Raw genomic sequence first — 25,247 nt, 5'->3', positions numbered from 1 at the left:
TAGCAATCAATTCAAAGATTATTTAGCCTGAAAAACATCAGGACTTCAAAAATCAGATATTATTTGGTAAAGATTTGGTAAAGAGATGCTTTTTTCCTGGTATTCAAGGGTCTTGAACCAATAATATTGCATTAAGAGCATTATCAAACTGTCTTGATAATTAAACTTACTTTATTGAATTTTTTTTATGACTTCCCCTGCTAATCTTTATCCCAGAAATATTAGAGTTATACCTTTTCGCGTCGAACGCCAAGTTCATCCTTCGGTGGTTAGCAAAGCTAAACGAGCCTTAGATATATTTGGTGCAATCATCGGCTTGATGGTGACAGGTTTGATTGCTATTCCCATTGCGATCGCTATGCAGTTTGATGATCCAGGCCAGGTATTTTATTGTCAAACCCGCTGTGGTTTTAACGGCAAACCTTTCACAATTTGGAAGTTTCGCTCAATGATTGCTAACGCTGAAAAGCAAAAACATCTGGTTGAGAATCAAGCAACGGGACATATTTTTAAAAATGAGAACGATCCTCGGGTTACAAAAGTTGGTTATTTCTTACGTCGTACTAGTCTGGATGAATTTCCGCAATTTTGGAATGTACTTAAAGGCGATATGAGTTTAGTCGGCACTCGTCCACCGACAACTGCTGAAGTAGCCATGTACGAAGATCATCACTTTGAGCGCTTAAAGGTAAAGCCTGGGATTACGGGTGAATGGCAGGTTCGAGGACGTTCAGAAATCTTAGACTTTGAAGATATTGTGCGACTGGATCTTGAATATCAGCAAAAATGGTCTTTCTTTTACGATCTTCAGTTGATTCTCCAAACTATTGCTATTGTTTTGGCACGTAAAGGAGCTTGTTGAATTTGGAATCTGGAACACACTATGATGAAACTTCCAGGTTTTACTCATCAACTGGTCAATACTTTATGAATCTACCAACTTGGATTACTCTATCTCGTCTTCTAGGACTGCCTTTTATTCTTTACCTACTCAACTACCCCACAACAGACAACCGTTGGATCTGTGTGGGGATTTTTGTCGTTGCAGCAGGAACAGATTGGGTCGATGGCTATTTGGCTCGTAAACTTAATCAGGTGACTGAATTAGGCAAATTCCTCGATCCTTTGGTTGATAAGCTGTTGGTATTAGGTACTTTTTTGGCTTTGATTGAATTACAACTAGTACCTGCTTGGGGAGTATTTATTATTTTAGCCAGAGAACTGGCGATCGCAGGCTGGCGAGTTAACCCCAAATTAACAGGTAATGCCAGCATTTCAGGGGCAAATATCTGGGGAAAACTCAAAACCGTCATGCAAATTATGGCGATCGCTTTTTTGATTGCGCCTCTCTCTGCTGAGTGGAAGACGACAACTAGTATTTTGTTTTGGCTGGCGGTAATTTTAAGCTTAATTTCTGGCTGGATTTATATTTTGCCTAATATTTCATCATCTAAAGAAAAGTCAATCTCAGATTGATCTCTGCCTGATGCCAGATAATCATGTTGGAAAGAATCTTTTAAACCAGATACCAGGTCATATTTTGGTTGCCAATCCAAGTCGGTTTGTGCCTGCTGGATATCAGTAAAGAAGTGCTGTTGACGCATCGGGAAAGCTTTGCGTTTACCAAAGTCAAACTGAGCAGGATCGTAATGAACTAACTTGATGTTTTCTGGAGATTTCCCCGCAGCCTCAGCGCAAGCATAAGCTAATCCGTCAAAAGTTGAATAGCGATCGCCTGAAAGATTGTAAATTTTATTAATCGCGGTTTTATTACCTAAAATCTGCGCCATAGCGATCGCTAAATCTTGAATATGACCAAATTGAGTCATATATTTACCGTTACCTGGGATAGGCAAAGGGCGATCGCGAACAATACGATCGAAGAACCAGGCTTCAAGATCATTATAGTTTTGAGGGCCGTAGATATAACAAGGACGTACCGATGTCCAGGGAATACCTGATTCAGCCAGATAAGCCTCGGTATGATGTTTACCCTTATGGCGGCTATTGGGATCGACAGGATCGCCTTCTCGGTGGGGCATTTGCTCAGTGGGGAGATATACCCCTGCCGAACTTACATAGATAAAATGCTGAAGCTGACCATTAAAGATTTCTACCAGAGGTTGAGTGTCGCTTAACTCTCGACCATTGTTATCGAATATGGCATCAAAGCTTTCTGCTGATAGTTTTTCCTGAAGCTGATGAATATTTTGGCGATCGCCCTGAATCTGTTTGACTCCTGCCACTGGAGTAGGATGATTACCCCGATTAAACAAGACCACCTCATGTCCCTGTTCAACCAAAACTTTGGTGAGATAAACTCCGATAAAACGAGTCCCCCCCATGATTAAAATTCGCATGACCTACCTCTTTTAGTACTAACACTACATCCTACAGCCGTTTCTGGTTGAATCAACTACGTTTTCGATTAGTTAGCTCTTATTTTACCGTCTTTACGAGGTTGGATAGGTAAAGATTAACTAATGAGATCGCTATTATAGGGTGTAAGAAAAAGGTCAGAATCCAAGTGATTCGGATATATATCTTGGTAATTTAGATAAGTTGTAGAATTTTTGAAAATAGTAAAATATTAGAATGATTGTTGAATCTCCTTGGGAAAAAGATTGTAATGGTAATAAAGCTATATTAAAAGAGTTGGATAGACTCAAAATAAACCCCGCTCTGTCAAAAAAAATTGCTCTTTTAAAGATGACTGACATCACACTTATAAGTGGATATTTTCATAAAAGGCAGTTACTTTTTTATCCTTCAACATGGGTATTATTTGATTCATCAGATAGATTAGAATTTTTGGGATTATATAGTAGAGAGTTAGAACAAAACAATATTAAAGATGTTTTTCCCCTAGCTTGTCTTAGAAAAGCTGGTTGGAGCAAAGACATAGATATTACAGCTTATAAAACAGCCAAAACTCCAGAGGAATATATTAAAAATTATTTGCTAACTGAAGAACATATGATTTCTCAAAATATTTTTTTAAACTATGATCTCGCTTTACCAATATTGACTTTGGCTTCAGAAATTGCAAATTATATCAAACATGGAGTTAGGATTACAGAAAAGAGTAATCAAAATAAGTCAGAATTTGAATATATAAAGTATTCTTTTTCAGATGGTTTTATGGACTATAGTTTCAGCTATACTCCATTTAAGTTCAACTCGAAAGAATTAGAGAACTGGGGATTAAAGTGGCGTGAACATTTCGATAAAGTTGAGCCAAATAAGGAATTAAATCCTACAGAAAAGTTTAGAGTTAGTTATAGTTCCTCTTTTTTGTACTACTTAAATAAATTTAAACCTTACTTGTAGAGCGATCGCTACTACTTTCCCTTTTCCCTTTTCCCAACCTCAGCAGATTAATTTGTTTCTTAGGAGTTAATTAATAATGGCTTGCTTCATATACTTTCCCCACAGACTAGCTGCTTGATAGCTACTACCACTAGTAGGGGAGTTATCATCATTCCCTAGCCAAATTCCTGTTACCAAGTCTTGATCTTCAAAATAGCCAATAAACCAAAGATCGACGTTTTGATCGGTTGTCCCAGTTTTGCCTGCTTCACCCTGATCGATATAAGCAGCTTTTCCCGTACCTTCTTCTACTGCCACCTGCAACATTTCTGTCAGTTGATCGGTGACATCTTGAGCGATCGCATCATGATAAGTCTCTCGGTCATCTTCGTAGGTATAAATTGGTCGGCAGGTATCTTTTTTCCTGGGATCTTTGCAGTCACTACCATCCAAAATACGGTTGATGGCATGGGGTTTATTCCAAATACCGTCATTAGCGATCGTGGCATAAGCGCCAGTCATTTCTAAAACCGTAGCTTCACTTTGACCGATAACCAAACCAGGAGCTTCTGTGAGGGGAGAGGCTACGCCAAATCGTTGCGCTACATCCATAACCTTTGATAGTCCGACATCTTGAGCCACTCGCAGGGCAACAACGTTTTCCGACTGGGCTAAACCCTCGTACAGATCGATATCGCCACTGCTGCGCTCACAACCCCGATACTCCTGTCCTTGCCAAGAAAGAGGCGCACAAGAATATACTGTATTTGGATCTATCCCCTCTTCTAACGCTGCTGCATAGGCAAAGATCTTAAAAGTTGAACCAGGCTGTCTTTTTGCCTGCACTACTCGATTAAACTGACTTTCTCCGTAGTTTACACCGCCAACTAAAGCCAAGATATTACCGTTTTGGCGATCTAATGTCACTAATGCCCCTTGAGAATAGCTCAGGCGATCGCCATCATTGCTGATAGAAGACTCTAGAGATTGTTCCGCTTGCGTTTGTAATGTCGGATTAAGGGCTGTTTCGACAATGAAATTACCTTCCCTCGCTACGTCTGAGCCTAATAATTCTTGCAGTTCATCAATCACGTAACTGTAAAAATAGGGAGCTACGGCACTAGAGAAACTTTCACGAGCGCTAGGACTTACTTCAATGCGCGATCGCCTTGCCCGATCTGCTTCTTCTTTGTCCACCATGCCAAGTTTAACCATGCGATCGATAATGCGGTTACGCAAGGCAATGGCAGTATCGTAATCTTTGACAGGATTATAGGCATTTGGTGCAGGTAAAATAGCCACTAGGGTTGCTGCTTCTGAAAGATCTAGATCCTTTGCCGACTTGTCAAAATAAAACTGGGCTGCATCTTCAAAACCATAGCTACCAATACCCAGATAGACTCGATTAAGATAGGTTTTGAGAATAAAATCTTTGCTATAAAAAGTTTCAAGTTTCAAAGCGACTAGAGCTTCGCGCAGTTTTCGTCCCGCTGTGTTTTGTCTGCCCACTTCAGGAAACAGACTACGGGCTAGCTGTTGAGTTAAGGTACTTGCGCCTTGACGTAATTCAGAAGATGTAAAATTAATTAATAATGCCCGCGTCACGCCAATGGGATCGACACCAAAATGCCAATAAAAACGACTGTCTTCCGAAGCGATCAGCGCATCGGGTAAATAAGCAGAAAAATCTGAGAGTTTTTTTAGCTCGTGGTGAGTATTATTGCTAGCAGTAGGATTAATGGGGGTTTCACCATCTTGGGCATAAACCACAATCGGCAGAGTAGATTCTTGGGGAATTGGATAGACAGGTACTTTAATCCACTCGATACTGAGGAACAATAGGAACAGCCCCAACATGCCCACTAAACTATAAAGAGCGTAGCGAGTTATGTAGATCCACCAAGGAGGCGGATTAAAATACTCGACAGTAACCCCAGCAGCCAATTCTGGAGGCCCTAGAGTAAAACTTTCTCCATGAAACAAAGACAGCGTTTGCAGCCGACGCTTACCGCGATAGATGCCGTTAGTCGATTTTTCGTCTTGAATAATAAAGGAACGGGGCTTTTTACGGTTTCTTTTGAGAGTTAAATGAGTCTGACTAACTACAGGGTTGCGGATACTAATATCACAGCGAGAACTTCTACCTAGAGTATAGCGATCGCCCACTAATGGATACTTTTGTTTTTTGCCGTTCGCTTCCTTAATTCTCAATTCTGGGGTTGTTGTCCCTGATTTAAAATTGGCAGCATTAAAATTAACCTTAGACTGAATTTTTTGCACTGCTTGAGTAACAGCTTTACTGACGGGTGATTTGGAATTGTCACCATTAGTAGGAGGTTTACTATTCATTAAGTCATCTCGCTTCAAGAACACCAGAATGGTAAATTAGCTTAAATATCTTAAACCGCAAAGCTATAAGCTTACATAGTAGAGGATTTAATCCCCACTCTGTCTTATCCCACTTAAAGAAGGTGGGCAATTAAACCACGCTTAAAGCTAATATTTTAAATATCTTAAATTGTAAGAAATTTTATTACAGGTTGATTTTGTCAGTTAATCTTCATATTTGTCTGTTTTAAAAATAATCTTTTATGTATCTATACGGAGCAGGTGGTCATTCTAAGGTGATTACCGATATTCTTAACAGTCTTGGGGTAGAAGTATTGGGCGTGTTTGACGATCTCCCCCTGGGGGCAAAATTGACCACTATGGCGATCGATTCGGGGATTAGAGTTCAAGGAGAAACGTTTCCGAAATTAGACGCACCTTTAATTATTAGCGTCGGCGATAACCAACGAAGAGCAGAATTAGACCTGATGTTACGGACTAATGCCGAATATGGTCAAGCAATCCACGGTACAGCGATTATCTCGGCTAAATCGACTATTGGTGAGGGAACAGTAATTTTACAAGGAGCGATCGTCCAATCCGCAGCTAAAGTAGGTAGACATGTATTAGTTAATACAGCAGCTAGCATCGATCATGATAATGAAATTGGCGACTATGCTCATATTTCTCCCCATGCAACTTTGTGTGGTCATGTCAAAGTGGGAGAAGGAACGCATATAGGCGCTGGTGCAGTGGTTATTCCTTCGATCCGTATCGGTAAGTGGTGTACCATCGGTGCAGGGACAGTAGTTATTCGGGATATTCCCGATTATGCGACGGCGGTGGGTAATCCAGCCAGGGTGATTAAAATGAGAAAACCACCTGTTTTTTAGAAAATAGGAAGTAGGAAGTAGGAAATAGGAAGTAGGAAGTAGGAAGTAGGAAGTAGGAAGTAGGTAAATACTTTTGACTTCTGTACTTCTGGGCATATTTTAATTAGTTTAAATATACTACGCAACCCAGAATATTTCGATAATATAGAAACGTCATGTGACTTAAATCCCAGGTGATGTCAAAGTTTTATATAGTTCGTGGTTTGCAGCTAGCTATTGGTCGTCACAAAAGATGTTGCTAACATAGAGTTAGAACCAAGAAATTTGTTCTAGAAACAAAAACAATCACCAATCAAAAATAAATGACTAACACTGAAGAATTACAACAAGTTTTAGACAAACTCAATACTTTTTCTAGCGATTTCGCAGAGATTAAAGAAGATATCAAGTCTATCAAACAAGAAATTAACGATATTAAGACTAGTCAAGCCGTACTAGTCAACGATGGTAAATGGATTAAAATTCTCTATGGAGTGTTTTCCAGCATCATTATCTTGCTCATGGGAACATTAATCAATATCAAATCCTAAACAAAAAAAAGCCACCTCGGAAACAAGGAACAATCACGATCCTGTAACGTGGTGGCAATTAAATATTATCCTAAAGGATGCTTTTGGCAAAAATATTATTTAATTTGCTAAAGCTTAAGAGAGAAATGGTGACTAGAGATGTTCATTTTGTGTCGGATATAGAATCTGTGAGCAGCAAATCTTTGGACTCCTGAATCAAGATGAAACTCTTGACAGTCATACTTCTGGGCGTATTTGATTAGCCAGATAAATAATGCTTCACCATAACCTTGCGATCGCATTCGATCATCTACTACTAAATCTGCTACATAAAGATATTTTCCCCAAGCTAGATTAGTACCGATCTCAAACCCTGCTACCCCTATTACTTGAGCATCATGGATATAAGCCAGTTGATAACCAGTCTCCATCTGAATTTGCACTTGTTGAACAAAATTATCGGCACCAAGATGCGATCGCAATTGTGACATTACAGGAAAGCATTGTTCGATTTCAGCGACAGCAATTGCTAATTGAATTGTGGCAAAAGGTTGAGGATTCATTCTAATTAAATGTATAAATAGGAAAGCTGGCGGATTTGCGCAAATTCACGAATCTGCTTTTAAAATCTCTCGATCCTCTTATCTGTGATCTTTGAAAAATATGGGCAGATATATCTTAAGTAAACAGTGACCAAGCAAGCTAACTAGTTTTGTTTTGGACTACGGTATAAATAGTGATTGTGTTCTATCGACCAATCGGCAGGAGCTTCTACTGTTCCAGCCATAGCTTCTATTGCTGACCAACCGCTTTCAGGAGTCTGAGTTTCTGTTTCTGGTTGAATGGTGATTAGATAATGTTGGTTGGGCTGAAGGTCTACAGGATTATCTGGAAGTAAATATTCGCCGTCAAAGGTGGCAGTTATGGTTTTAATCATTGATTGAAAAGCGAACTTTATATTATCTAGGTTATCAGTTCTGAGTTTTGGCAGAAGCGATCGCCCAGCAATATCCCGATGAAGTGATTGACACCGCAGCCTATTATTCACTTACACAACAAAAAACTATTAGTCGTCCAAAAAAAGATCCCGCCGAGTTAGCAGCTTTTGCCCAACAGGTAAAAAGTCATCTCACCCAAGGACATTATCCCGTTGCTCCTGATACAGATCGTCAAGCCTGTCGTTATTGCGATTACGATTTAATTTGTCGCCAAGGCGATCGTTTAAGCCGTAAGTAGAGCTAAACTGAGATTAAGACTGACATTAATAATTAAAATTGGTAAATTTTCTGAATCAGCAGAGGCTTTTCTGACACAATGATTCATTGCAGCAGTATCATTACCTAGTATTAATATTTTTTTATGTTCAGAAATATTTTATTCCCCATCGAATTAAGTAGAGAAGCGCGCCAAGGAATTCAACTGACGGCGGATATGGTTAAAACTCATCAAAGTAAACTAACTATTCTTTCTGTAGTCGAAACCAAAGAGGATGGCGTGATGAGTTCAGAACCGCAGGTAGCAAAACTGCTACAAGAAGCCAAATTATTTTTTGCTAATCAGGGAATCTCTGCCGAAACTTTGGAAAGAGAAGGCTTACCCGCTTTTACCATTTGCGATGTTGCCGATGAAATTAATGCCGACTTGATTATTATGAGTTGTCGGGGTTTAGGCTTAATCGATGAAGAAGCTGCTGCGGAAAGCGTCACCAACCGCGTAATTAATCTCTCTTCTTGCCCTGTATTGGTTACAAGTTAGTTTGAAATACTACTTCCTATTTCCTATTTCCTACTTTCTATTTCCTACTACCTACCTTCCTTGAGTAGCGCGATATTTTGCAGCTTTAGTTAGTAGAGACTCAGCAAAGGCGATCGCATCTTCGGCGGAATGTCCTCCTGTGATTTGAGCTAACTCTTCTGCTCGTACTTGGTGATTGCCTAAAGATTTGACTCGTACTACTGTCCGAATATCGGCGATGCTGCTGCCGTTGTGGGGTTGAGATTTGCTAGCCTCTTCAATAATAGTTTTCTCGACTTTAAAATGTCCGTTTGCCATTGCGGCAATTAATGGCTGGTGAGTTACACACAACACCTGATGTTGCTTACCAAGCTGATATAGTTTTTCGGCGATCGCTTGAGCTACTTTCCCTGATACTCCCGCATCAATCTCATCAAAAATTAAAGTCCCAGAACTCTCCTCCGCACCCGTAAAACAGGCTTTTAATGCCAGTAAGAAACGGCTCATTTCTCCACCCGAAGCAATGACGGATAGAGGCTGGATCGCTTCCCCTGCATTGGGGCTAAAATAAAAAACAACCTTGTCTGCACCCATCGCTGTCGGCGAACATTTAATCAGGCGACATTCAAACACCACCTTATCCATTGCCAAAGGTTTTAATTCCTTGACTAGCTGCTTTTCTAATTTAGTCGCTGCCTTTTGCCTCAATTGAGTAAGCTGTTCAGATTCTTGCATTAACTGTGTCAAAGCGGCTTGATAGGTTTCCTCCAAAGCTGCAATCGATTGTCCGTTCCCTGTGATTAGAGCCAATTCTGACTTTAGCTGTTGCTCAAGGGCGATCGCATCCGCCAAATCTGGGCCATATTTACGACAAACCTGCTTTAACTGCCTAATTCTGGTTTCAATCTCCTCTAAACGCTCTGGATCGGCTTCTAAACCTTCACTGTAGCTATTAATCTGTTGTCCTGCTTCGACAATCTGCGCTAATCCTGACTGCACCATTTCCAAGATTGGGTTTAACTCAGAATCATATTCCACCATCTCCATCAGACAAGATTCCGCCTTACCTAACAAATCCGCTCCCGCTGGTGCGTCGTCATCTCCTTCATATAGCATTTGATAGGCTTGATTACCCAATTGCTGTAGCTCAACCACATGGGATAAGCGATCGCGTTCTTGTTCTAATTCATCCAATTCCTGCTCATTAGTTAATTCCGCCTCAGCTAAATCCTTAAGCTGAAACTTAATTAAATCTTGTCGTTGCAGCAATTCTTGTTCCGACTGAATCCGTTTATTTAACTCCCTCTTTGCCTCCTGTGTTGTCTCATAAGCCTGGGCAACCTGAACTAACAACTTACCTATCGCCTTGCCACCATAGGCATCTAATAAATGCCGTTGCTGCTCAGAAATCAACAAGTTTACCGTTTGCCCCTGAGCCGTAATTTCCACCAACCGCGATCGCAATTGAGCCATCAACTGAAGATTTACCAATACTCCATTAACACGACTGCGCGATCGCAAATTAGTTTTACCAACCACAATCTCGCGACTGCAAACTAAAGTATCTTCCTCCAGGGGATCGATCTCCTGCGCCTCTAACCAACTAGTTAAACTAGGACTAACTTGAAAAGTAGCTTCAATCGTAGAGCGATCGCTACCTGTGCGAATCATACGACTAGTTGCCTTACCTCCCAACACCATATCAATTGCGTCGAGAATAATCGATTTCCCCGCTCCTGTCTCCCCAGTTAAAACGCTTAACCCATTGTCTAAATTAAGTTCTAAGGAATCAACTAGAGCAAAATTATTGATTTTCAGATTAACGAGCATCTATATAAAGTGAAGGTTATCCGTAACTGTAATAATAAATAAAATAATCACTACCAGCAGTTTAACGAACGTAGCCACAGATCATCAGTATTTTTTTATTAAGGTTTTTATAAATCAATAGTCAAAGAAGATGAAAATATTGCTAATTGCCCTACACGCTTGGAGACTAGTACCATTTAGATGGTGGACAGGTCAATGTGGATTGAACTTAACTAATCTAGACTTCTTTACATCCGTACCATGAATTGAATCTCCTTACACAATTATGGCAAGAATTGGAGGTTGGCGCGGATTATAGACACCCTTTGGCGAATTGCCTATTTGAATAAAAATGATCTAGAGTTAATTTTGATTTTTATACTTTTTTCTCTCAATCAGGAGCAAGTAATGTCAACTGATTCACTAACTTAGTATCTCTAACATTACTACATGAACCTATTGTTAAATATTCTTTAATATCTCTGTAAATTTGTTCGCCTATTATCCAAGCAAAGTTAACTGGAACTGCATTACCTACCATTTTATATCCGTGAGCAATATAATCATACTTAAAAATAAACTCATCAGGAAATGTTTGAATTCTGGCACACTCTCGAACTGATAATCGACGATAAGGAGATAAAGAATTAGGATCAAAAATACGCTTATCTTTTTCAATAAAAATCATTTTATTAGCTTGAGGATGAATAGGAGCATGTCTTCCTCCTGCTTGAATAGTAAAAGAAGGTTCAGACCAACTTCTAACTCTATTTCTCGACATATAAATACTAGAAAAACTTGTATCTAAATATTCATGATTAGGAACTATATTATTAGCATTTTTAATTTTATCTTTGACTTTTATTGGTTCAAATTGGCGTAAATTATAAATAGCATCTTTCAAAGATAAACCTGGATTATTGTGACGCGGAAATTTGAATATACCGCCTAATTTTTCGTGATAGCCAACAATAATAACTCTTTGTCTATCTTGGGGAACATTAAAATCATTAGCATTTAAAAGCTGATAAGAAACTTCGTAACCTAAATTTCTAAACTGATTTAATATATTGGTAAATGCTTGGGTATGTTTATTGGCTAAAATTCCCTTAACATTCTCTGCCAAAAAGAAAAGAGGTTGTTTTGCTTCAACGATCCGAATATAATCGTGGAATAGCTGACCTCTAGTATCATTAATTCCTCTTCCTGCACCTGCTTCACTCCAACTTTGACAAGGGGGCCCGCCTATTATGCCGATACAATCAGGAATTTCGTTTGATTTTATAGTTCTAATGTCTCTTTTATCTAGTTTAGTTTTTGAATGATTAAATTGATAAGTTGACCAAATAGATCTATCGTATTCATTAGCCCAAATAACGTTAAATCCAGCCTTGCTGAATCCTAAATCTAACCCCCCACAACCAGAAAATAAAGATATGATATTCACTCGTTATTTATCTATTTATTTAAAAATTATTTTGCATAGCTGATAATTTTAACATTAATCTTCTTAGCTGGATTATTAGGAGACTGAATTTTACCATCTTGTATTTTAAATTTAGGTTTAGATATTGATTCAATCATGATTTTACTCTGTTCAGGAAATGAAAGGTATTTATTTTCTGATATTATGGAAATCACTTGAATATCAGAATCAGGTTCATATTCCAAAGGAAGATAGTTGTAAACTTTGATTAGATTGTCAATACCCCACATTCCTCTGATCCTTAGATAAGTAATTCCTAATGGATCTACTTTATTTACTCTACCCAATTCTTTGGTAGCAGAAAATTCTACACCCTGTATTTCATTCACACCAGTCGAAATTTTATCTTTGATTCTTTGATAATAATCAGCTTTTGCTGCATAACAATCTCCATAGATCATCCATAGAAGATGCAGTTTTTTATTTTTAAAAACTCCAATCGCATAAATAATGTCTTTTTCTGTCCAGTCTTCACAAGTTCGGCAATCACTAGCAATCATCGGATCGTCACTCAGTAACTTCGATTTAGGATAAGAGCTATTCAAAGCAATTTGCGAGTTTAATGATTCAATTTTCTTAACTTCTACAGCATCACCATTTTTGAGAATTAAATCTGGTATGTTGTTAGAATTGCCTACCCAAGAAAAAGTTTCGCTGTATATATCTGATTTATTGGCGAGATTAACTTCACTAATAGTATTAGCAAAAGCATCTTTGATAAACGCTTCTAGTGCATCACCAACTTGGTTAATCCGATTGTTACTAATATTTTTGTAGTAATTAAGTATATCAGGAATGGGATGAGCAACGATATTTGCGATCGCCTGTAAAATATTACTCACGTACTATACCAATATTGTTTTACATAGTGTACAACTTAAAATTGTTCGTTAGAATACGCGATCGCTATCTAAATTAAAGCGATCGCTCTTATTTCCAATTACCTGTTATTTATCAAGCAGGATCGAATTTCCACCAGGAAGGTGTCCAAGCATAGCGATCTGCTTCCGCGCTAACATGACCTAAACCTGGAAAAGGCATATGAGGGACTAACAATTCCACTCTGGACTCACTAACTTCGTTGAGAAACTTGCTTCTAGTAGCTAAACCTTTGGCAGCATCAGCGTCAAAAGCTACTTCCCAGTCAGGATGTTCCAAATTTAGCGGATCGCTGTAGAAAATATCCCCAGTGGCGATTAGTTTATTCTGTTCTGAAGTAATCAAATATGATGTATGTCCTGGAGTATGTCCAGTCGTTTCTGTGGCAAGAATTCCAGGAATGATCTCAGTTCCAAATTCAAAGAACTTTGTCTTATTTTCAATTTCCTTCAACGTCTTTTGCGCTCCTTGAATCGCAGATTGCTTAGTTTTGTCGTCTACCAAAGAATTAGGCAAGCTAACTTGAGGATCTGTCCAAAAATCCCATTCTGCTTGAGAAATGTAATACTCCGCATTAGGATAAGTGAAACTACCATCGGCTGCAACCAATCCGCCAATATGATCGCCGTGAGCATGAGTAATTAAGACTGTATCGATGCTTTTTGGGTCAATCCCAGCAGCTTGAAGATTTTGCGACAAAAAACCAGCAGTATTGCCAAAAGCCTTTCCTGCGCCACTATCAATCAGGACTTTATGCTCTCCTGTATCGACATAAAGAACATTAACATAAAATAAATAGTCGCTATTAGTCGGTAAAAAACTATTGTCAAGAGAGTTTTCTACTTCAGCAGGATCGGCGTTAGGAAGAAAGAAACTGGGAGCAATATTTAAATTACCATCACTTACAGTCATGGCGTTGAACTTGCCGATTTTGAAGTGATAAACAGCAGCATTAGTTTGGGTATTAGTTGCTTGAGTTTGAGCAATAACTTGGGAACTATTACTCAATTTAAAAGCTGCACCAAAGATTAGAAACAGCATAGTACAGATGGCTAACAGCAAAAGTCGCCATTTTTTAGATATTTTGTCGAAAGCAAAGACCATAAGTTAATCTAAATCTTGTTGAGATAAAACAAGTTGCAATTGTAACGAATAAATTTAAGTTGAAAACAAAAGCGATCGCTTGTCCTTTAGGGCTATTTTACTTTGATACTTGCAGTGCGATCGCATTTTCTAGATTTAGCGATTTAGGGAAAAATCTGCTAAATAAATAAACATCAGCCGATATTTTAGGATTGATATATCTAGCGATCGCACTTTAAGATGGCAAACACAATTACAATTGCTTTTGAAAAGTTGCGAATATGAACGATTAATTAAAAAATATAAATTCTTAAATAAACTTTATCAACAGTTATCGGGACGCCAAACTTCGCTAAATTTAGTATAGATAAATCCCCATTCATTTATTAAAAAAGCTTCTTCTTTTCTAATTTTGTTTACATCCAGTTATTGAACCAAGTAAAATAAGTGTTATTAGAATATTTGTCTGATTTCGCATATATAATCTTCATTCTTTTTTCTTAATTAGTGTTCCCTGTTCTATTAAAAAAATCACTAAATCTTTAGTTACCAAAATATTCCTTAACTGACGACTTAAATCACACGCTTCAGCCAATAAAGAGGATTAACTAGAAAAAATAACAGTTTTAAATAAATGTCAAACGATTCTCAACGCAATTCAGCGTTTAATACTGCTGCTAATTCTAAGGTTTATCATGCTCAGTTAGAAGATATCGCTCAGTTCACTCCCGAAAAAATAAATCATTTACGTAGAGGCGGAATACGTAGTGGTACAGGATACAGACGCACTGATGCTGAAACACTACAAATGTTGGATAAAGTTCCGCCATCTCAACGAGCAGGCGTAGATGGACAATCTGCTGCTCACAAAGTCAAGGAATATTTATCAGATAAAGATGCCAGTCACATAAAGTCTCACAAGCATGGCGGTTCTAGTAATCCAGATAATATCAAGTGGGAGAACAATTCGATTAATCGCGCTCGTGGCAGTCGCAATATGACTCCTCATGAACAAGTAAAACTCGATTTGACAGCACAATTGGAAAATTTAACTGGAGCAATTAAAGCAGGTTGTCAGGCAGCACCGAAAGGCGCAGCCATAGGCGCAATTACAACTGCTCCCTTTTCGATGCTAAGAAATGGACTTCGGGTTGTTAGAGGGGAAATTTCTGCTCAAGATGCAGCAAAAGAAACGGGTAAAGAAACACTGATTGGTGGTGGTGTCGGTGGTGGAACTGCTTTTATTGTCACAACTGTAGCAACAGCTTATCCCCCTATTGCGATCGCTCTTACTGCAATTTCTCCTGCTTTGTGGGTGGCGGGAGGTGTTGGTTTAACTTACGAATTTTTCAAGATTCTTGATGACCACAAAAAAGAAGTCAGAGCTTATTACGAATCCATGACTGAGCAAGAATTGCAGTATCTCAGTCAAGTGGAAGCTGATTTAATCTATGAACATGAAAAAAGCATGTCTGTTTTAGATGAAGAACAGCAATTGACTGATGTGATTGTCAATCGTCCTCGTGAATCAGGTGTACAGGCTGCTATGCAACGATACATGGAATCTCGACAAATTTATCAGTCGCTTCAAAACCTACCACATCAATCACTCAAAGCTTCTAAGCAAAATCTTTTACCACCAAGTTAACGAAAAAGAAATAAATTAAGGAGTCATTTATGTTACCTCTAATTATGGCAGCGTGCGCTGCTGCTGGCGCAGTCGCAGGTGTACTCACAACCCAAGCAGTTAACGAAAAAGATCGACAAGCTGTCAAACGATATGAAAAAGTTAATACAGAATTAATTAACAGTCGGGATAAGTTACAGCAACGTTATTACGAACTTTCTAACAGAAGTCAAAAGCAGATAAAAGATCTAAATCTTAAATTAGCTGAGTCGGAAATGGAAAAAGATGCACTCCATTTAGCTGTTAGACTACAGAACGAACTGATTTCTCTTATGGAATCAATTGATAAAAACCCTTCCTTAGAGATTTTGGTTCAATTTAAGGAAGCGGTTGTTTTGACTAACTATGTTCTAAAACAGTTAAATGAGAATTCGATCTCTATTTCTCAAGACTATTTTAGCCGTAATCTTGTTCGCGTTGATCGAGGGGATGAATATAGCAAAGAACGGTTAACTCATTTTATGTCTGTATTAATGAGTTCAGAACAAGATATCGTAACTTCTCTTTTAGGTGAAGTTCAGAATAAAATATTTTCTCAACAATATACGAAAGTAGAAAAAAATAATACAAAGAAAGTTAATACTCTAGAATCTGACACAGAAATTGCTAAAACACGAAATACAAGTCATGATATAAATCATCCAAGGAAGATGTGGCACGCAAAAAACTACGTAAATAAAAATAAGACTTCAATCGAATTTTACTTACTGTGACCGCAATAATAGTTTTTTAAAAAATGTCAGGAAACTCCCAGATGCGCTCGCGAATCTATTAGTATGCAAGCAAGTAGTTCTTTTTTCCTACTGATCGATCAAAACGTTAGATGAAAATATTGTTAATTCATGGTCTGAGTAGAACATCTTTATCATTACTTAGTCTTGAATGGTTCTTACAACAGTCAGGATGGGCAACGGAGCAGTTTAGCTATTTAGCCGTCAGTGAAACCTTTGATTGCATTGTGGAACGTCTACGAGTTCGTCTGCAAACTTTGGCAAGTCAAGGTGATTATGGAATTGTTGCCCACTCTCTAGGCGGGTTACTGGTACGAGCAGCTTTGGGATTGAATTCTCTAGCAATGCCTCAACATATTGTCATGTTAGGCACACCAAATCAACTACCCCGTCTTGCCCTACGCGCTTGGAGACTAGCACCATTTAGATGGTGGACAGGTCAATGTGGATTGAATTTAACTAATCCAGACTTCTTTACATCCTTGCCAAGAATTGAATCTCCTTACACAATTGTGGCGGGAACTGGAGGGTTACGGGGTTTCTGGAGTCCCTTTGGCGATGAGCTTAATGACGGTATAGTTGCCCTCAATGAAACTCGATTATCTCATCAAGATCGGATAATTCAGCTACCAGTTTTTCATAGCTTTATGATGAACGATTCCATAGTCCAAAAGACGGTCAAAAATGCTTTTAGTCAGACAGACTGAATTTAGTAATAACCTGGCTTGAAGCCAGAAACTTATTTATCTTGAACTAATCGATCTAGTTCCTGTTGCATCTGTTGGCAGACTATATCATAGCATTGCTCGACATATTGGCGATCGCCAATTCTTCTTGTTCGATCGCTGCCAAAATTAAATGCTCTACCTCTAAGTTTTGATTCTGAAATAATTTGGCAACTTCTTGAGATTTTACGATCGCATCCCACGCTTGTTCAGTAAACTTACTTTGGTCAGTAGGCTGCATATTTTAGCTAAATTTAGGTTGTTAAATTTGATAATTGATGATGCTCAGTATAGCAAGGCTTCAATCACTTACATCCAGACATACGTTCATTATTTGCTGCCCAAGCTAAAGCGGTGTTTCACGCTCTAAAATAAAGCTCATAAATTATTTTTCCTAACTTGGATACAAAATAATCGTAACTTGTAGGGTGCGCAAATGCGTAATCGCATCTTGTTGTCCTGATGACAGGTTTTCAATTTCAGCGATCGCTTTCTTTTCGTTACCAAAATAATTAATTGATTAAACTATCTTCAAGGCGATCGAGTAGTTCATCGTCGGAGTTAGGAGTGCGCCACAGTTGGTCTAAACCACTGGCAGGCATGGTTAAATATAAAACGTCCTGGGGTTGCAGGCGAGTTTCGAGTAATTGCCAGCCATGCAGAGTGTAGCCTTGTCTTTCTAGATACAAAGGCACGAAATCGCTTTTCATGGCAGCATCTTTGACTGTTTGATGATAAAAAGGATGCTTGGGGGTAATCATGGTGCCTAAAGCTACCCATAGTAGATCTTGAGTCATACCATTACCGAGAATCCTACCTCCCAAAGCAGCAGCAGCAAAGGAATAGGTAGCTAATTCGACAGGTGACAATACGTGGTCAAACTCAAACACGTCCTGCATTGATTGAGCAAACTGGGGATCCCCGCTACGCACCACGGTTTTTAAATATGGTGACAAAGCTTTAGCAGTCAGGCTGATTTCTAGATTCACGGTGTCATGGCTAGTAACGGCAATTAAACTTACAGCTTTGGTCACATTCACCGCCTTTAAATTGGAGGGTACACTTGCATCCTCAATAATTACGGGGATGCCTTGAGAACGCGCAGCACGAATATAACGGTTATTAGGATCGGATTCGATGATCACTACCTCATGTCCCTGGGCATGAAGCTGACGAGTAATTTGAATACCCATTCCACCTAAACCACAGACAATATGGTGATTATGTCGGGGAATTTTGGCAGCGTCGATAGTCTGCCGAAACCGACTACCTAAGACAAAATCATTAATTAGGGCGTAACAAATACCAATTACTCCAGCACCGACGATCATCATGATTGCTGTAAAGATTTTAATATAGTCTGCTGAATTTTCGGCAACTTCTTCCTTCCCTCCTGCTCCCGTAATCATACCTACAGAAAAATAAAGGGCATCAGCGAAGGATGTCTGGAGATTAATGCTGACATAGATTAAGGTTGCAGCACAAATAACTGCTAGTAATGCCAAACTGACTAAAGTTACAGGACGAGCATATTGCTGATAGCGAGGAAGATTGAAAATTGCCTTGGATAGTTTCTTGCGCCAAGAACGACGTTTAGTCAGCATTTGGGGTCTTGTCCCGACGATTAGGCGATCGCCCACCGATAGACATTTTTCTTGGGTAATTGCCGAAACTAGATCGATCTCTTCGTGAACGGGTAAATAGTAGATCAACATCCGATTGGGGTCTACCCACAAATCTTCGAGTTTTCTGCCTAGCCAGGGATGATCGGTCTCAATCACTTCTTCGTGAATTGGCCAGGTACGATTGAATAACTGGAGTTGACCGATCGCCTTATTACCCAAAGCAGCAAAAGTAAACAGCGGAGAGGCTAGTGCTGCCACGCTCATGGTGAAGTGGTCTGGTAAAGTCAAGTCAAGGCGATCGCCTAATGTATGATTCAGCAAACGATTGATAATCCGAATTTGAGGATTTAGTACCCTGGCTTGGGTTAAGATTGCCAAATTTAAAGCATCATCGTCATGTACTAAAACTAACGTTTTTGCCTGTCTGATTCCCGCCTTAATTAAAGTAACGTTATCTCGCGGATCGCCAACGATAATTTGTTTGCTGGCAGGATGAAGCGAATTATTGCTAATTGCGACTACTTCTGCTCCTTGCTGTTTCAGTAGGCTATAAATTTTAGAGCCTGTGCGTCCCAAGCCACAAATAATAATTTTGGGTTGCATATATTTTAAAGTTAGGATGCAGAGGGAAACCGATAATATATATTGTGTCTAATGCAGATTATATCTACTGTATAGAAATACACTGTTGAAAGCGAGTTGATAAATATGATCGACAACTATTAGCGATCGCTCGAAATAATCAGACTTTTGATTTTAAATTAAATAGCTAGGCGGAATTAAATATAAAACCAAAAACAAGATAGATTTTAGTGGTAATTAGTTATCTCTCCCTAATTCCCTAATTCCCTAATTCCCTACCAGAGCATCTTCTAATTAATTTGACCTACCTACTTATATGCCTAATTCTCTCCAGCTTAATTCTGAATACCGCTGTTTTGATGGCACTGTTGCCTATTACTCCCACCAATCATCTACCTGTAACTGCCAGATGAATTTTGCTGTCTATCTTCCTCCCCAGGCGAAGTGGCAACCAGTACCAATACTGTACTATTTATCTGGATTGACCTGTAATGAGGAAAACTTTATCACCAAAGCTGGCGCACAGCAATATGCTGCAAAATTAGGCATTATGCTAGTTGTTCCCGATACTAGTCCGCGCAATACGGGTATTTCTGGAGAAAATGAAACTTGGGATCTAGGTAGTGGTGCGGGATTTTACGTCGATGCCACAGAACATCTTTGGCAACAGCACTATCAGATGTATAGCTATGTAACTCAAGAATTACCAGATTTAATTACGCATAATTTTTCCGTCAAATCCGATCGGCAAAGCATTTTTGGTCATTCGATGGGAGGACATGGAGCGTTAATTTGCGCCCTCAAAAATCCGCAGCAGTATCGATCTGTGTCCGCTTTTGCACCCATTGCAGCACCAACGAAGTGTCCTTGGGGAGAGAAGCTGTTTACGGCTTATTTAGGGACAAATCGCCAAACATGGACAGAATATGATGCGAGTGAATTAGTCAAACATACTCAGCTCAACTCTACAATCTTAATCGATCAGGGAACTGAAGATCAGTTTTATCAACAGCAACAATTATTGCCCGAAAATTTTGAGCAAGCTTGTCAGCAAGTCGGACAAAAACTAAATTTACGCTGGCAACAGGGATACGATCACAGCTACTTTACTATTAGTAGTTTTATAAAGGATCATATGCAGCATCATGCTGCTTATCTAATGTAACCAAGTAATTAAGTTTCAATAGCTAGTTCTGGTTGATTAATTTGACCTTTTTTTAATTAAATTAATCATTAGTTAATTTAAAACTAAGAATTAGAGCTAAAAAAACTTTTAAATTTACTGCTACTTTTAATAACTCTGATGTCTAAATTTATTACTTTCAAACCAATTGGCACAATTCTACAAGAAGCCGATCTAATTACTACTCCTCAGCTAGAAGTTGCCCTTCGAGATCAAGCTTATTACGAAGATATGCGTCTGGGAGAAATCCTAGCCCTTCGAGGCTGGATTAAGCAAGATACTGCCGACTTTTTTGTTCAAGATTGGTTCAAATTAGTTAATACTAGAATCGAGCATCCAATTGGTTTCTACTTGAATAAAGCAGGGTTACTCAGCGAATCCGATATCCAAAAAATACTGGGAGAACAACGCGCAAATTCATTGCGTTTTGGCGATGCCGCTATTCAACAGGGATTACTTAAGCCTAATACAGTAAATTTTTTCTTACAAAATTTGTTCCCATCGCAACTTAAGAAGATTCGTCAAGCTCAAGAAGATGAAAAATCATCAAATAGAATTACTAAAGATGATATTACCTATTGGGTAACGAGGAGTTCTGCCCATGTAACTCGTTTGTAGGTGACGATCGTGAACAGATACTCTTTAAATGGCTTTTTTTACTGGTTACACTTCTTTAAAATTAGAGTCGCTATCTTGATTTTGGTCTGTTTTGATGACCTCGGTAGTAACATTAATCTCGGTAGTAGTTACTTCAATAATGTTAAATCGATCTGGTTCTCTATTATTAGATTGACGATCGGATTCTGCTTCCAATACTTCTGCAACTTCTACTGTTTCTAGAGAATCAAGAGCTGATTTAGGTTTGGTAGATTTTGCTGTTTCTGGGGAAGTTAGTTCAGGTTGTGGCTCAACTTCTTGGACTGGAATTGAATCTTTTACTTCGTTAGCAGCTTCCTTAGAGACATCGTCAGTTTCTAATTCAGGTTTACTATCTTCTAATACAGGCTGACTATCTAGATTATCCGTAGCTGTTTCGTTCTCTACTGATTCGATTTTGGTTGTTTTAACAACTTCGGGTAACTTGTTTGGGAATGGCAATAGTTCAGTTTTTGCTGGTTGTGATACTTGATTATTAGGATCTTCCGTGCTACTTGGGGTGGTTTTGTCTACTACCTCAAATAAAGGTTTAGCATCTGGAACATTAACTTGTTCATTAGCAACAGGAGGATTAATATCTTGAGCTTGATCTTGAGCTTTTGTAGTAGTTGTAGCTGGTTCAGAAATCTCAACAGGAGTTTCAGGAATGGCAATATCTTCTTCTGTTACCTTGGGCGTAGGTGTTTTGGTGAGAGGTTTAGCAGGTGGCTGAACTTGAGGTTTTCTACGCTTCAATAAACCATTAATACTGCCGACAACTGAGAAATTATGGATTTCATTAGCCTCTGGAGGATTAGCGATCGCTTGTCTCAATTTGATCGTTTGCCAACTATAAGAAACTAGTAACACTGTTGCAGCAGCCTGCCCTAAAAGTACTGCCCCTGTAATGTTTCGAGCGCAATACCACAGCACTAAAGCATAAAATAATCCTACCGCACCCCAGAGAAAGTCATCCTTGCGGTGAATCCCAGACATCAAAAAAGCGGTTAAAAACAGCACTAGACTACTGATGGCTACGGCGATCGCTAAGGCGTATGACAACATTTTCCAAACTCCATTGACTGCTTTATATATTTTGCGACATGAACAGGATATTTTGTGTTAATTTCCATAATTTTCATTGTGCAAGCAAAACACAACTTATAAATAGCTACTAATAGCAAATTAAAAATATATCTCAATGAATAGTTTAAAATATCCTCAGCAAGAGACAATATAACCAGAAGTAGACATAGCTCTTTTTAAGCTAGATTGAGAAGTGAGTAAATAATAACTGTATGCAAATTTATCTAGATAATAGTGCCACGACGAAACCTCGTCTAGAAGCAATCTCCGCAGCTCAAGCTGTATTTGAACAGCAGTGGGGAAATCCTTCTAGTCTTCACGATTGGGGACAGCGATCGGCAACAGTTCTAGAAACAGCCAGAATGCAGGTAGCAGGACTACTCAATGCTTTTAATCCTGAATCGATTGTTTTTACCTCTGGAGGGACAGAAGCTAATAATTTAGCGATTATGGGGGTAGCTAGACAATACAGCACACCACAGCATGTTGTTATTTCTAGCATTGAACATTCGGCGATTAATGAACCTGTAAAGCTGCTAAAACAATGGGGATGGCAAGTAACTAAACTGCCTGTCAATCGCTACGGTCGGGTCAATCCTTTAGACTTACAGGCATCATTACAACCCAATACAGTTTTAGTATCAGTCATTTATGGACAAAGTGAAGTTGGGACACTGCAACCAATCGAAAAATTAGCAGCCATTACCAGAGAACATGGCGCTTTATTTCATACCGATGCGGTACAGGTAGCAGGGCGTTTACCTGTTGATGTCGCTCAGTTGGGGATAGATTTATTGTCTTTGTCTTCTCATAAACTATACGGCATTCAAGGAGCAGGCGCTTTATACATCCGTGAGGGAATTCAACTTATACCTTTACTTGGTGGTGGGGGACAAGAAGCCAACATTCGTTCAGGAACACAAGCTTTACCAGCGATCGCTGCTTTAGGTGTTGCAGCAGAGTTGGCAGCAGCCGAGATGCAAACCGAAGTTTTTCGTCTAATTAGCCTGCGCGATCGCCTATTCGATCTCATGGCAGACTATCCTTGTTTAGAAACTACAGGAGATCGGATCTATCGTCTTCCCCATCATGCGAGTTTTATTTTAAGCGATCGCTTTGCTGATAGAGCTAAAGATATTACGGGCAAAACTATCGTCAGACAACTAAATCTAGCAGGTATTGGCATCAGTGCAGGTTCTGCCTGTCATAGCGGTAAATTAAATCCCAGTCCCATTCTCTCGGCGATGGGTTATAACCCAGAAGCAGCAAAGCGAGGAATTCGTTTAACTTTGGGTAGAGATACTACAGAGGCGGATATAGATTGGACGGCAATGGTGTTAAAACAGGTTATCTGCCGTTTAATGCCTCCTTTAGTATGCTGTAGCTAACTGATTACTGATTACTGATTACTGATTACTAATCAAGTCTCCATGTAACTGCTCATTGCTCACTGTTCACTGTAATTACAAATGCTTAAGCCTTTAACCAGGGAAAAAACAGAACAGTTAATTCCCCTCATTGCTACTGGTCAACAATATGCTTATTATTGGGGCAAGTGGTCTGATGTATTAAATCGACTTTTAATTTCTTTTATTGGTGTAGTCGTAGTTTTAATTTTAAATGCGCTGGTTGGCAATCAGGGAGAGGCTCTAATTCTACTGTTAGGCGGAATTGTCGCTCTTTACTGGTTATGGTGTCCCGTATACCAAGCAAGCCTACGCAATTCTGCCAGTCGTCGTTTTAAGTATTCTGGCTTTTGGCGTGGCAAAGTTTTAGATGTCTATCTAACAGAAGAATTGATTGGCGAGGAAGAAACGGTTAATCAACGGGGGGAATTAGTAATTGTCGAGAATCGCGAACGCTGGATCAACTTGGCATTAGGGGATGAAACAGGTTTTGAGGTTGAGGTTCAAGCTCCCCTACAGCGTATTCATAAAGGAATAAAACCAGGACAGACGGCTGAATTACTGGTGTTGTCAAACAAACTAGATCTCAGTCAAATTAACAAAATTTCCGATGCCTATCTTCCACAAAAAGATCTTTGGATTGGACAGTATCCTTATATCCAACGAGATGTGTTTCTCGAAGTTAGCCGTCAATTAGGCGGAAAAACTCCCCCCAGAGTACGTCGCCAAACTAATCCGAGAATTAAAAGACGCGATCGCTAATCAGTCCTTTAGTGAATCCTTTAGGGCAAATAATCAGTAATCAGTAATCAGTAATCAATCAGTAATTCCTTCTCTCTGCTTGCCATGCCAATCTAATCAAGCTGTTAAAAATTGTCGCAGCGATGTTAGCACCACCTTTTTGGTCATTAATATATATGTAGGGAAAATCAAAGTTTTTGAGTTTTTGCTTAGTTTCCAACTTGATAAACATAGGTGGAGTTGCGATCGCTAAACTAGGCTCAATAACTTTATTTTTGAGCAGATCTATCATGGTCAACAAGGCAGCTTGATCTTGACCAATAATAAAGATAGCTTGGGGATACTTTGTAGCCAAAATCTCTAGTCCCTTAGAAGCCTTACTCCCATCTTTTGCCACATGACTACTAGTGGTGGCACAGCAGTATACGGGATTAATAAAAGTCTTTTGCAGCTTGGGAACAATACTTACCTGAATCTCTGGTACATCCACAATAATTGGCGTAACTGCCGTCAGTGCTGCTGCACCCTTAGCCAACGCACCAGGAGAAAATTTCAGTAGAGACTGATATTCCAGATCGGCAGTGCAATAGACAACCTGACGTATTATTTCGTATTGAGCAGGAGTAATATTTTCTCCAATTTCGCCGATTTGGCGGTCAATTATAGCTAAAGAAGAAGCGTCAGTAAAATCTAAATCCATCCGTTTATAAGTCGCTGGTGTTATTTAAAGAGCAGTTTAATAGGCTAGCTCAATATTAAGCGATACGTCGGCTTTTTAATGATTAAACTTTAAACCATAATTTTAAGCTAATCTA

25 protein-coding genes and 1 pseudogene are annotated in these 25,247 nt (G+C 39.1%); 14 read left to right on the top strand and 12 right to left on the bottom strand.

What is annotated here, in order from left to right; all coding sequences use genetic code 11:
* Positions 1-187: 187 nt before the first annotated feature.
* The gene (locus tag KME09_18965; protein MBW4536022.1) at positions 188-862 is read left to right on the top strand and encodes a sugar transferase; all 675 of its coding nucleotides are present in this window, start codon (positions 188-190) and stop codon (positions 860-862) included.
* Positions 863-927: 65 nt separating this feature from the next.
* The gene (pgsA, locus tag KME09_18960; protein MBW4536021.1) at positions 928-1,476 is read left to right on the top strand and encodes a CDP-diacylglycerol--glycerol-3-phosphate 3-phosphatidyltransferase; all 549 of its coding nucleotides are present in this window, start codon (positions 928-930) and stop codon (positions 1,474-1,476) included.
* Here pgsA and KME09_18955 read toward each other — a convergent pair.
* Entirely contained in the window at positions 1,425-2,360 is a 936-nt protein-coding gene (locus tag KME09_18955) for an NAD-dependent epimerase/dehydratase family protein (protein MBW4536020.1), read from the bottom strand. The genes pgsA and KME09_18955 overlap by 52 nt on opposite strands.
* Before the next feature lie 235 nt (positions 2,361-2,595).
* On the opposite strand from KME09_18955, the gene KME09_18950 reads away from it, so the two are divergent.
* Complete coding sequence (locus tag KME09_18950; protein MBW4536019.1) at positions 2,596-3,330, top strand: hypothetical protein; 735 nt, start codon at positions 2,596-2,598, stop codon at positions 3,328-3,330.
* 66 nt (positions 3,331-3,396) lie between these two features.
* Here KME09_18950 and KME09_18945 read toward each other — a convergent pair whose 3' ends face one another.
* Positions 3,397-5,658 (bottom strand): transglycosylase domain-containing protein, encoded by a 2,262-nt coding sequence (locus KME09_18945; GenBank protein MBW4536018.1) that lies wholly within the window; start codon positions 5,656-5,658, stop codon positions 3,397-3,399.
* Between the two features lie 242 nt (positions 5,659-5,900).
* Here KME09_18945 and KME09_18940 point away from each other — a divergent pair, with 242 nt between their 5' ends.
* Positions 5,901-6,530 carry an acetyltransferase gene (locus KME09_18940; protein MBW4536017.1) on the top strand — a complete coding sequence of 210 codons (630 nt, stop codon included), beginning with the start codon at positions 5,901-5,903 and terminating at the stop codon, positions 6,528-6,530.
* 302 nt (positions 6,531-6,832) lie between these two features.
* Positions 6,833-7,060: a hypothetical protein gene (locus KME09_18935; GenBank protein ID MBW4536016.1), complete on the top strand. Its 228-nt coding sequence runs from the start codon at positions 6,833-6,835 to the stop codon at positions 7,058-7,060.
* A gap of 107 nt (positions 7,061-7,167) precedes the next feature.
* On the opposite strand, the gene KME09_18930 is transcribed toward KME09_18935, so the two are convergent.
* The gene (locus KME09_18930) at positions 7,168-7,602 is read right to left on the bottom strand and encodes a GNAT family N-acetyltransferase (protein MBW4536015.1); all 435 of its coding nucleotides are present in this window, start codon (positions 7,600-7,602) and stop codon (positions 7,168-7,170) included.
* Positions 7,603-7,745: 143 nt separating this feature from the next.
* Positions 7,746-7,976, bottom strand: coding sequence for a hypothetical protein (locus tag KME09_18925; protein MBW4536014.1), 231 nt, complete (start codon positions 7,974-7,976; stop codon positions 7,746-7,748).
* Between the two features lie 47 nt (positions 7,977-8,023).
* Between KME09_18925 and KME09_18920 the strand changes: the two genes are divergently transcribed.
* Together KME09_18920 and KME09_18915 are read left to right on the top strand one after the other, a co-directional pair.
* Entirely contained in the window at positions 8,024-8,275 is a 252-nt protein-coding gene (locus KME09_18920) for a PD-(D/E)XK nuclease family protein (GenBank protein MBW4536013.1), read from the top strand.
* A gap of 123 nt (positions 8,276-8,398) precedes the next feature.
* Positions 8,399-8,794 (top strand): universal stress protein, encoded by a 396-nt coding sequence (locus tag KME09_18915; GenBank protein MBW4536012.1) that lies wholly within the window; start codon positions 8,399-8,401, stop codon positions 8,792-8,794.
* Between the two features lie 51 nt (positions 8,795-8,845).
* Here KME09_18915 and recN read toward each other — a convergent pair whose 3' ends face one another.
* The 4 genes from recN to KME09_18895 all read right to left on the bottom strand — a co-directional run bounded on the left by recN (position 8,846) and on the right by KME09_18895 (position 14,051).
* Entirely contained in the window at positions 8,846-10,603 is a 1,758-nt protein-coding gene (recN, locus tag KME09_18910; protein ID MBW4536011.1) for a DNA repair protein RecN, read from the bottom strand.
* Positions 10,604-10,973: 370 nt separating this feature from the next.
* Positions 10,974-12,029, bottom strand: coding sequence for a DNA cytosine methyltransferase (locus tag KME09_18905; protein MBW4536010.1), 1,056 nt, complete (start codon positions 12,027-12,029; stop codon positions 10,974-10,976).
* A gap of 26 nt (positions 12,030-12,055) precedes the next feature.
* Positions 12,056-12,910, bottom strand: a complete 855-nt coding sequence (locus tag KME09_18900) for an NgoPII family restriction endonuclease (protein MBW4536009.1) — start codon at positions 12,908-12,910, stop codon at positions 12,056-12,058.
* A gap of 112 nt (positions 12,911-13,022) precedes the next feature.
* On the bottom strand, positions 13,023-14,051 hold the full coding sequence (locus tag KME09_18895; protein ID MBW4536008.1) for an MBL fold metallo-hydrolase: 1,029 nt from the start codon (positions 14,049-14,051) through the stop codon (positions 13,023-13,025).
* A gap of 613 nt (positions 14,052-14,664) precedes the next feature.
* Here KME09_18895 and KME09_18890 point away from each other — a divergent pair.
* From KME09_18890 to KME09_18880, 3 genes are all read left to right on the top strand, one after another.
* Positions 14,665-15,678 (top strand): hypothetical protein, encoded by a 1,014-nt coding sequence (locus KME09_18890; GenBank protein ID MBW4536007.1) that lies wholly within the window; start codon positions 14,665-14,667, stop codon positions 15,676-15,678.
* Between the two features lie 29 nt (positions 15,679-15,707).
* A complete protein-coding gene (locus tag KME09_18885; protein MBW4536006.1) occupies positions 15,708-16,430 on the top strand; it encodes a hypothetical protein in 723 nt (240 codons plus the stop codon).
* Positions 16,431-16,540: 110 nt separating this feature from the next.
* A complete protein-coding gene (locus tag KME09_18880) occupies positions 16,541-17,155 on the top strand; it encodes an alpha/beta hydrolase (protein ID MBW4536005.1) in 615 nt (204 codons plus the stop codon).
* Between the two features lie 115 nt (positions 17,156-17,270).
* On the opposite strand, the pseudogene KME09_18875 reads toward KME09_18880, so the two are convergent.
* Together KME09_18875 and KME09_18870 are read right to left on the bottom strand one after the other, a co-directional pair.
* Positions 17,271-17,414 (bottom strand): annotated as a pseudogene (locus tag KME09_18875) (hypothetical protein).
* 271 nt (positions 17,415-17,685) lie between these two features.
* The gene (locus KME09_18870) at positions 17,686-19,401 is read right to left on the bottom strand and encodes an NAD-binding protein (GenBank protein MBW4536004.1); all 1,716 of its coding nucleotides are present in this window, start codon (positions 19,399-19,401) and stop codon (positions 17,686-17,688) included.
* A 295-nt stretch (positions 19,402-19,696) separates the two neighbouring features.
* Between KME09_18870 and fghA the strand changes: the two genes are divergently transcribed.
* Positions 19,697-20,545 (top strand): S-formylglutathione hydrolase, encoded by an 849-nt coding sequence (fghA, locus tag KME09_18865; GenBank protein ID MBW4536003.1) that lies wholly within the window; start codon positions 19,697-19,699, stop codon positions 20,543-20,545.
* A 138-nt stretch (positions 20,546-20,683) separates the two neighbouring features.
* Positions 20,684-21,181 carry a hypothetical protein gene (locus KME09_18860; protein ID MBW4536002.1) on the top strand — a complete coding sequence of 166 codons (498 nt, stop codon included), beginning with the start codon at positions 20,684-20,686 and terminating at the stop codon, positions 21,179-21,181.
* A 45-nt stretch (positions 21,182-21,226) separates the two neighbouring features.
* Here KME09_18860 and KME09_18855 read toward each other — a convergent pair whose 3' ends face one another.
* A complete protein-coding gene (locus KME09_18855) occupies positions 21,227-22,264 on the bottom strand; it encodes a hypothetical protein (GenBank protein MBW4536001.1) in 1,038 nt (345 codons plus the stop codon).
* Between the two features lie 233 nt (positions 22,265-22,497).
* Here KME09_18855 and KME09_18850 point away from each other — a divergent pair, with 233 nt between their 5' ends.
* Positions 22,498-23,673 (top strand): cysteine desulfurase, encoded by a 1,176-nt coding sequence (locus KME09_18850; protein ID MBW4536000.1) that lies wholly within the window; start codon positions 22,498-22,500, stop codon positions 23,671-23,673.
* 81 nt (positions 23,674-23,754) lie between these two features.
* Entirely contained in the window at positions 23,755-24,453 is a 699-nt protein-coding gene (locus KME09_18845; GenBank protein ID MBW4535999.1) for a phosphate ABC transporter permease, read from the top strand.
* Between the two features lie 58 nt (positions 24,454-24,511).
* Here the strand turns inward: KME09_18845 and KME09_18840 are convergent, their stop codons facing one another.
* Positions 24,512-25,132 carry a precorrin-8X methylmutase gene (locus KME09_18840; protein ID MBW4535998.1) on the bottom strand — a complete coding sequence of 207 codons (621 nt, stop codon included), beginning with the start codon at positions 25,130-25,132 and terminating at the stop codon, positions 24,512-24,514.
* Between the last annotated feature and the right edge of the window lie 115 nt (positions 25,133-25,247).

The sequence above is a fragment of the Pleurocapsa minor HA4230-MV1 genome (genome assembly GCA_019359095.1).
Lineage (GTDB): Bacteria > Cyanobacteriota > Cyanobacteriia > Cyanobacteriales > Xenococcaceae > Waterburya > Waterburya minor.
This window is presented reverse-complemented; position numbering and strand designations above follow the sequence as displayed.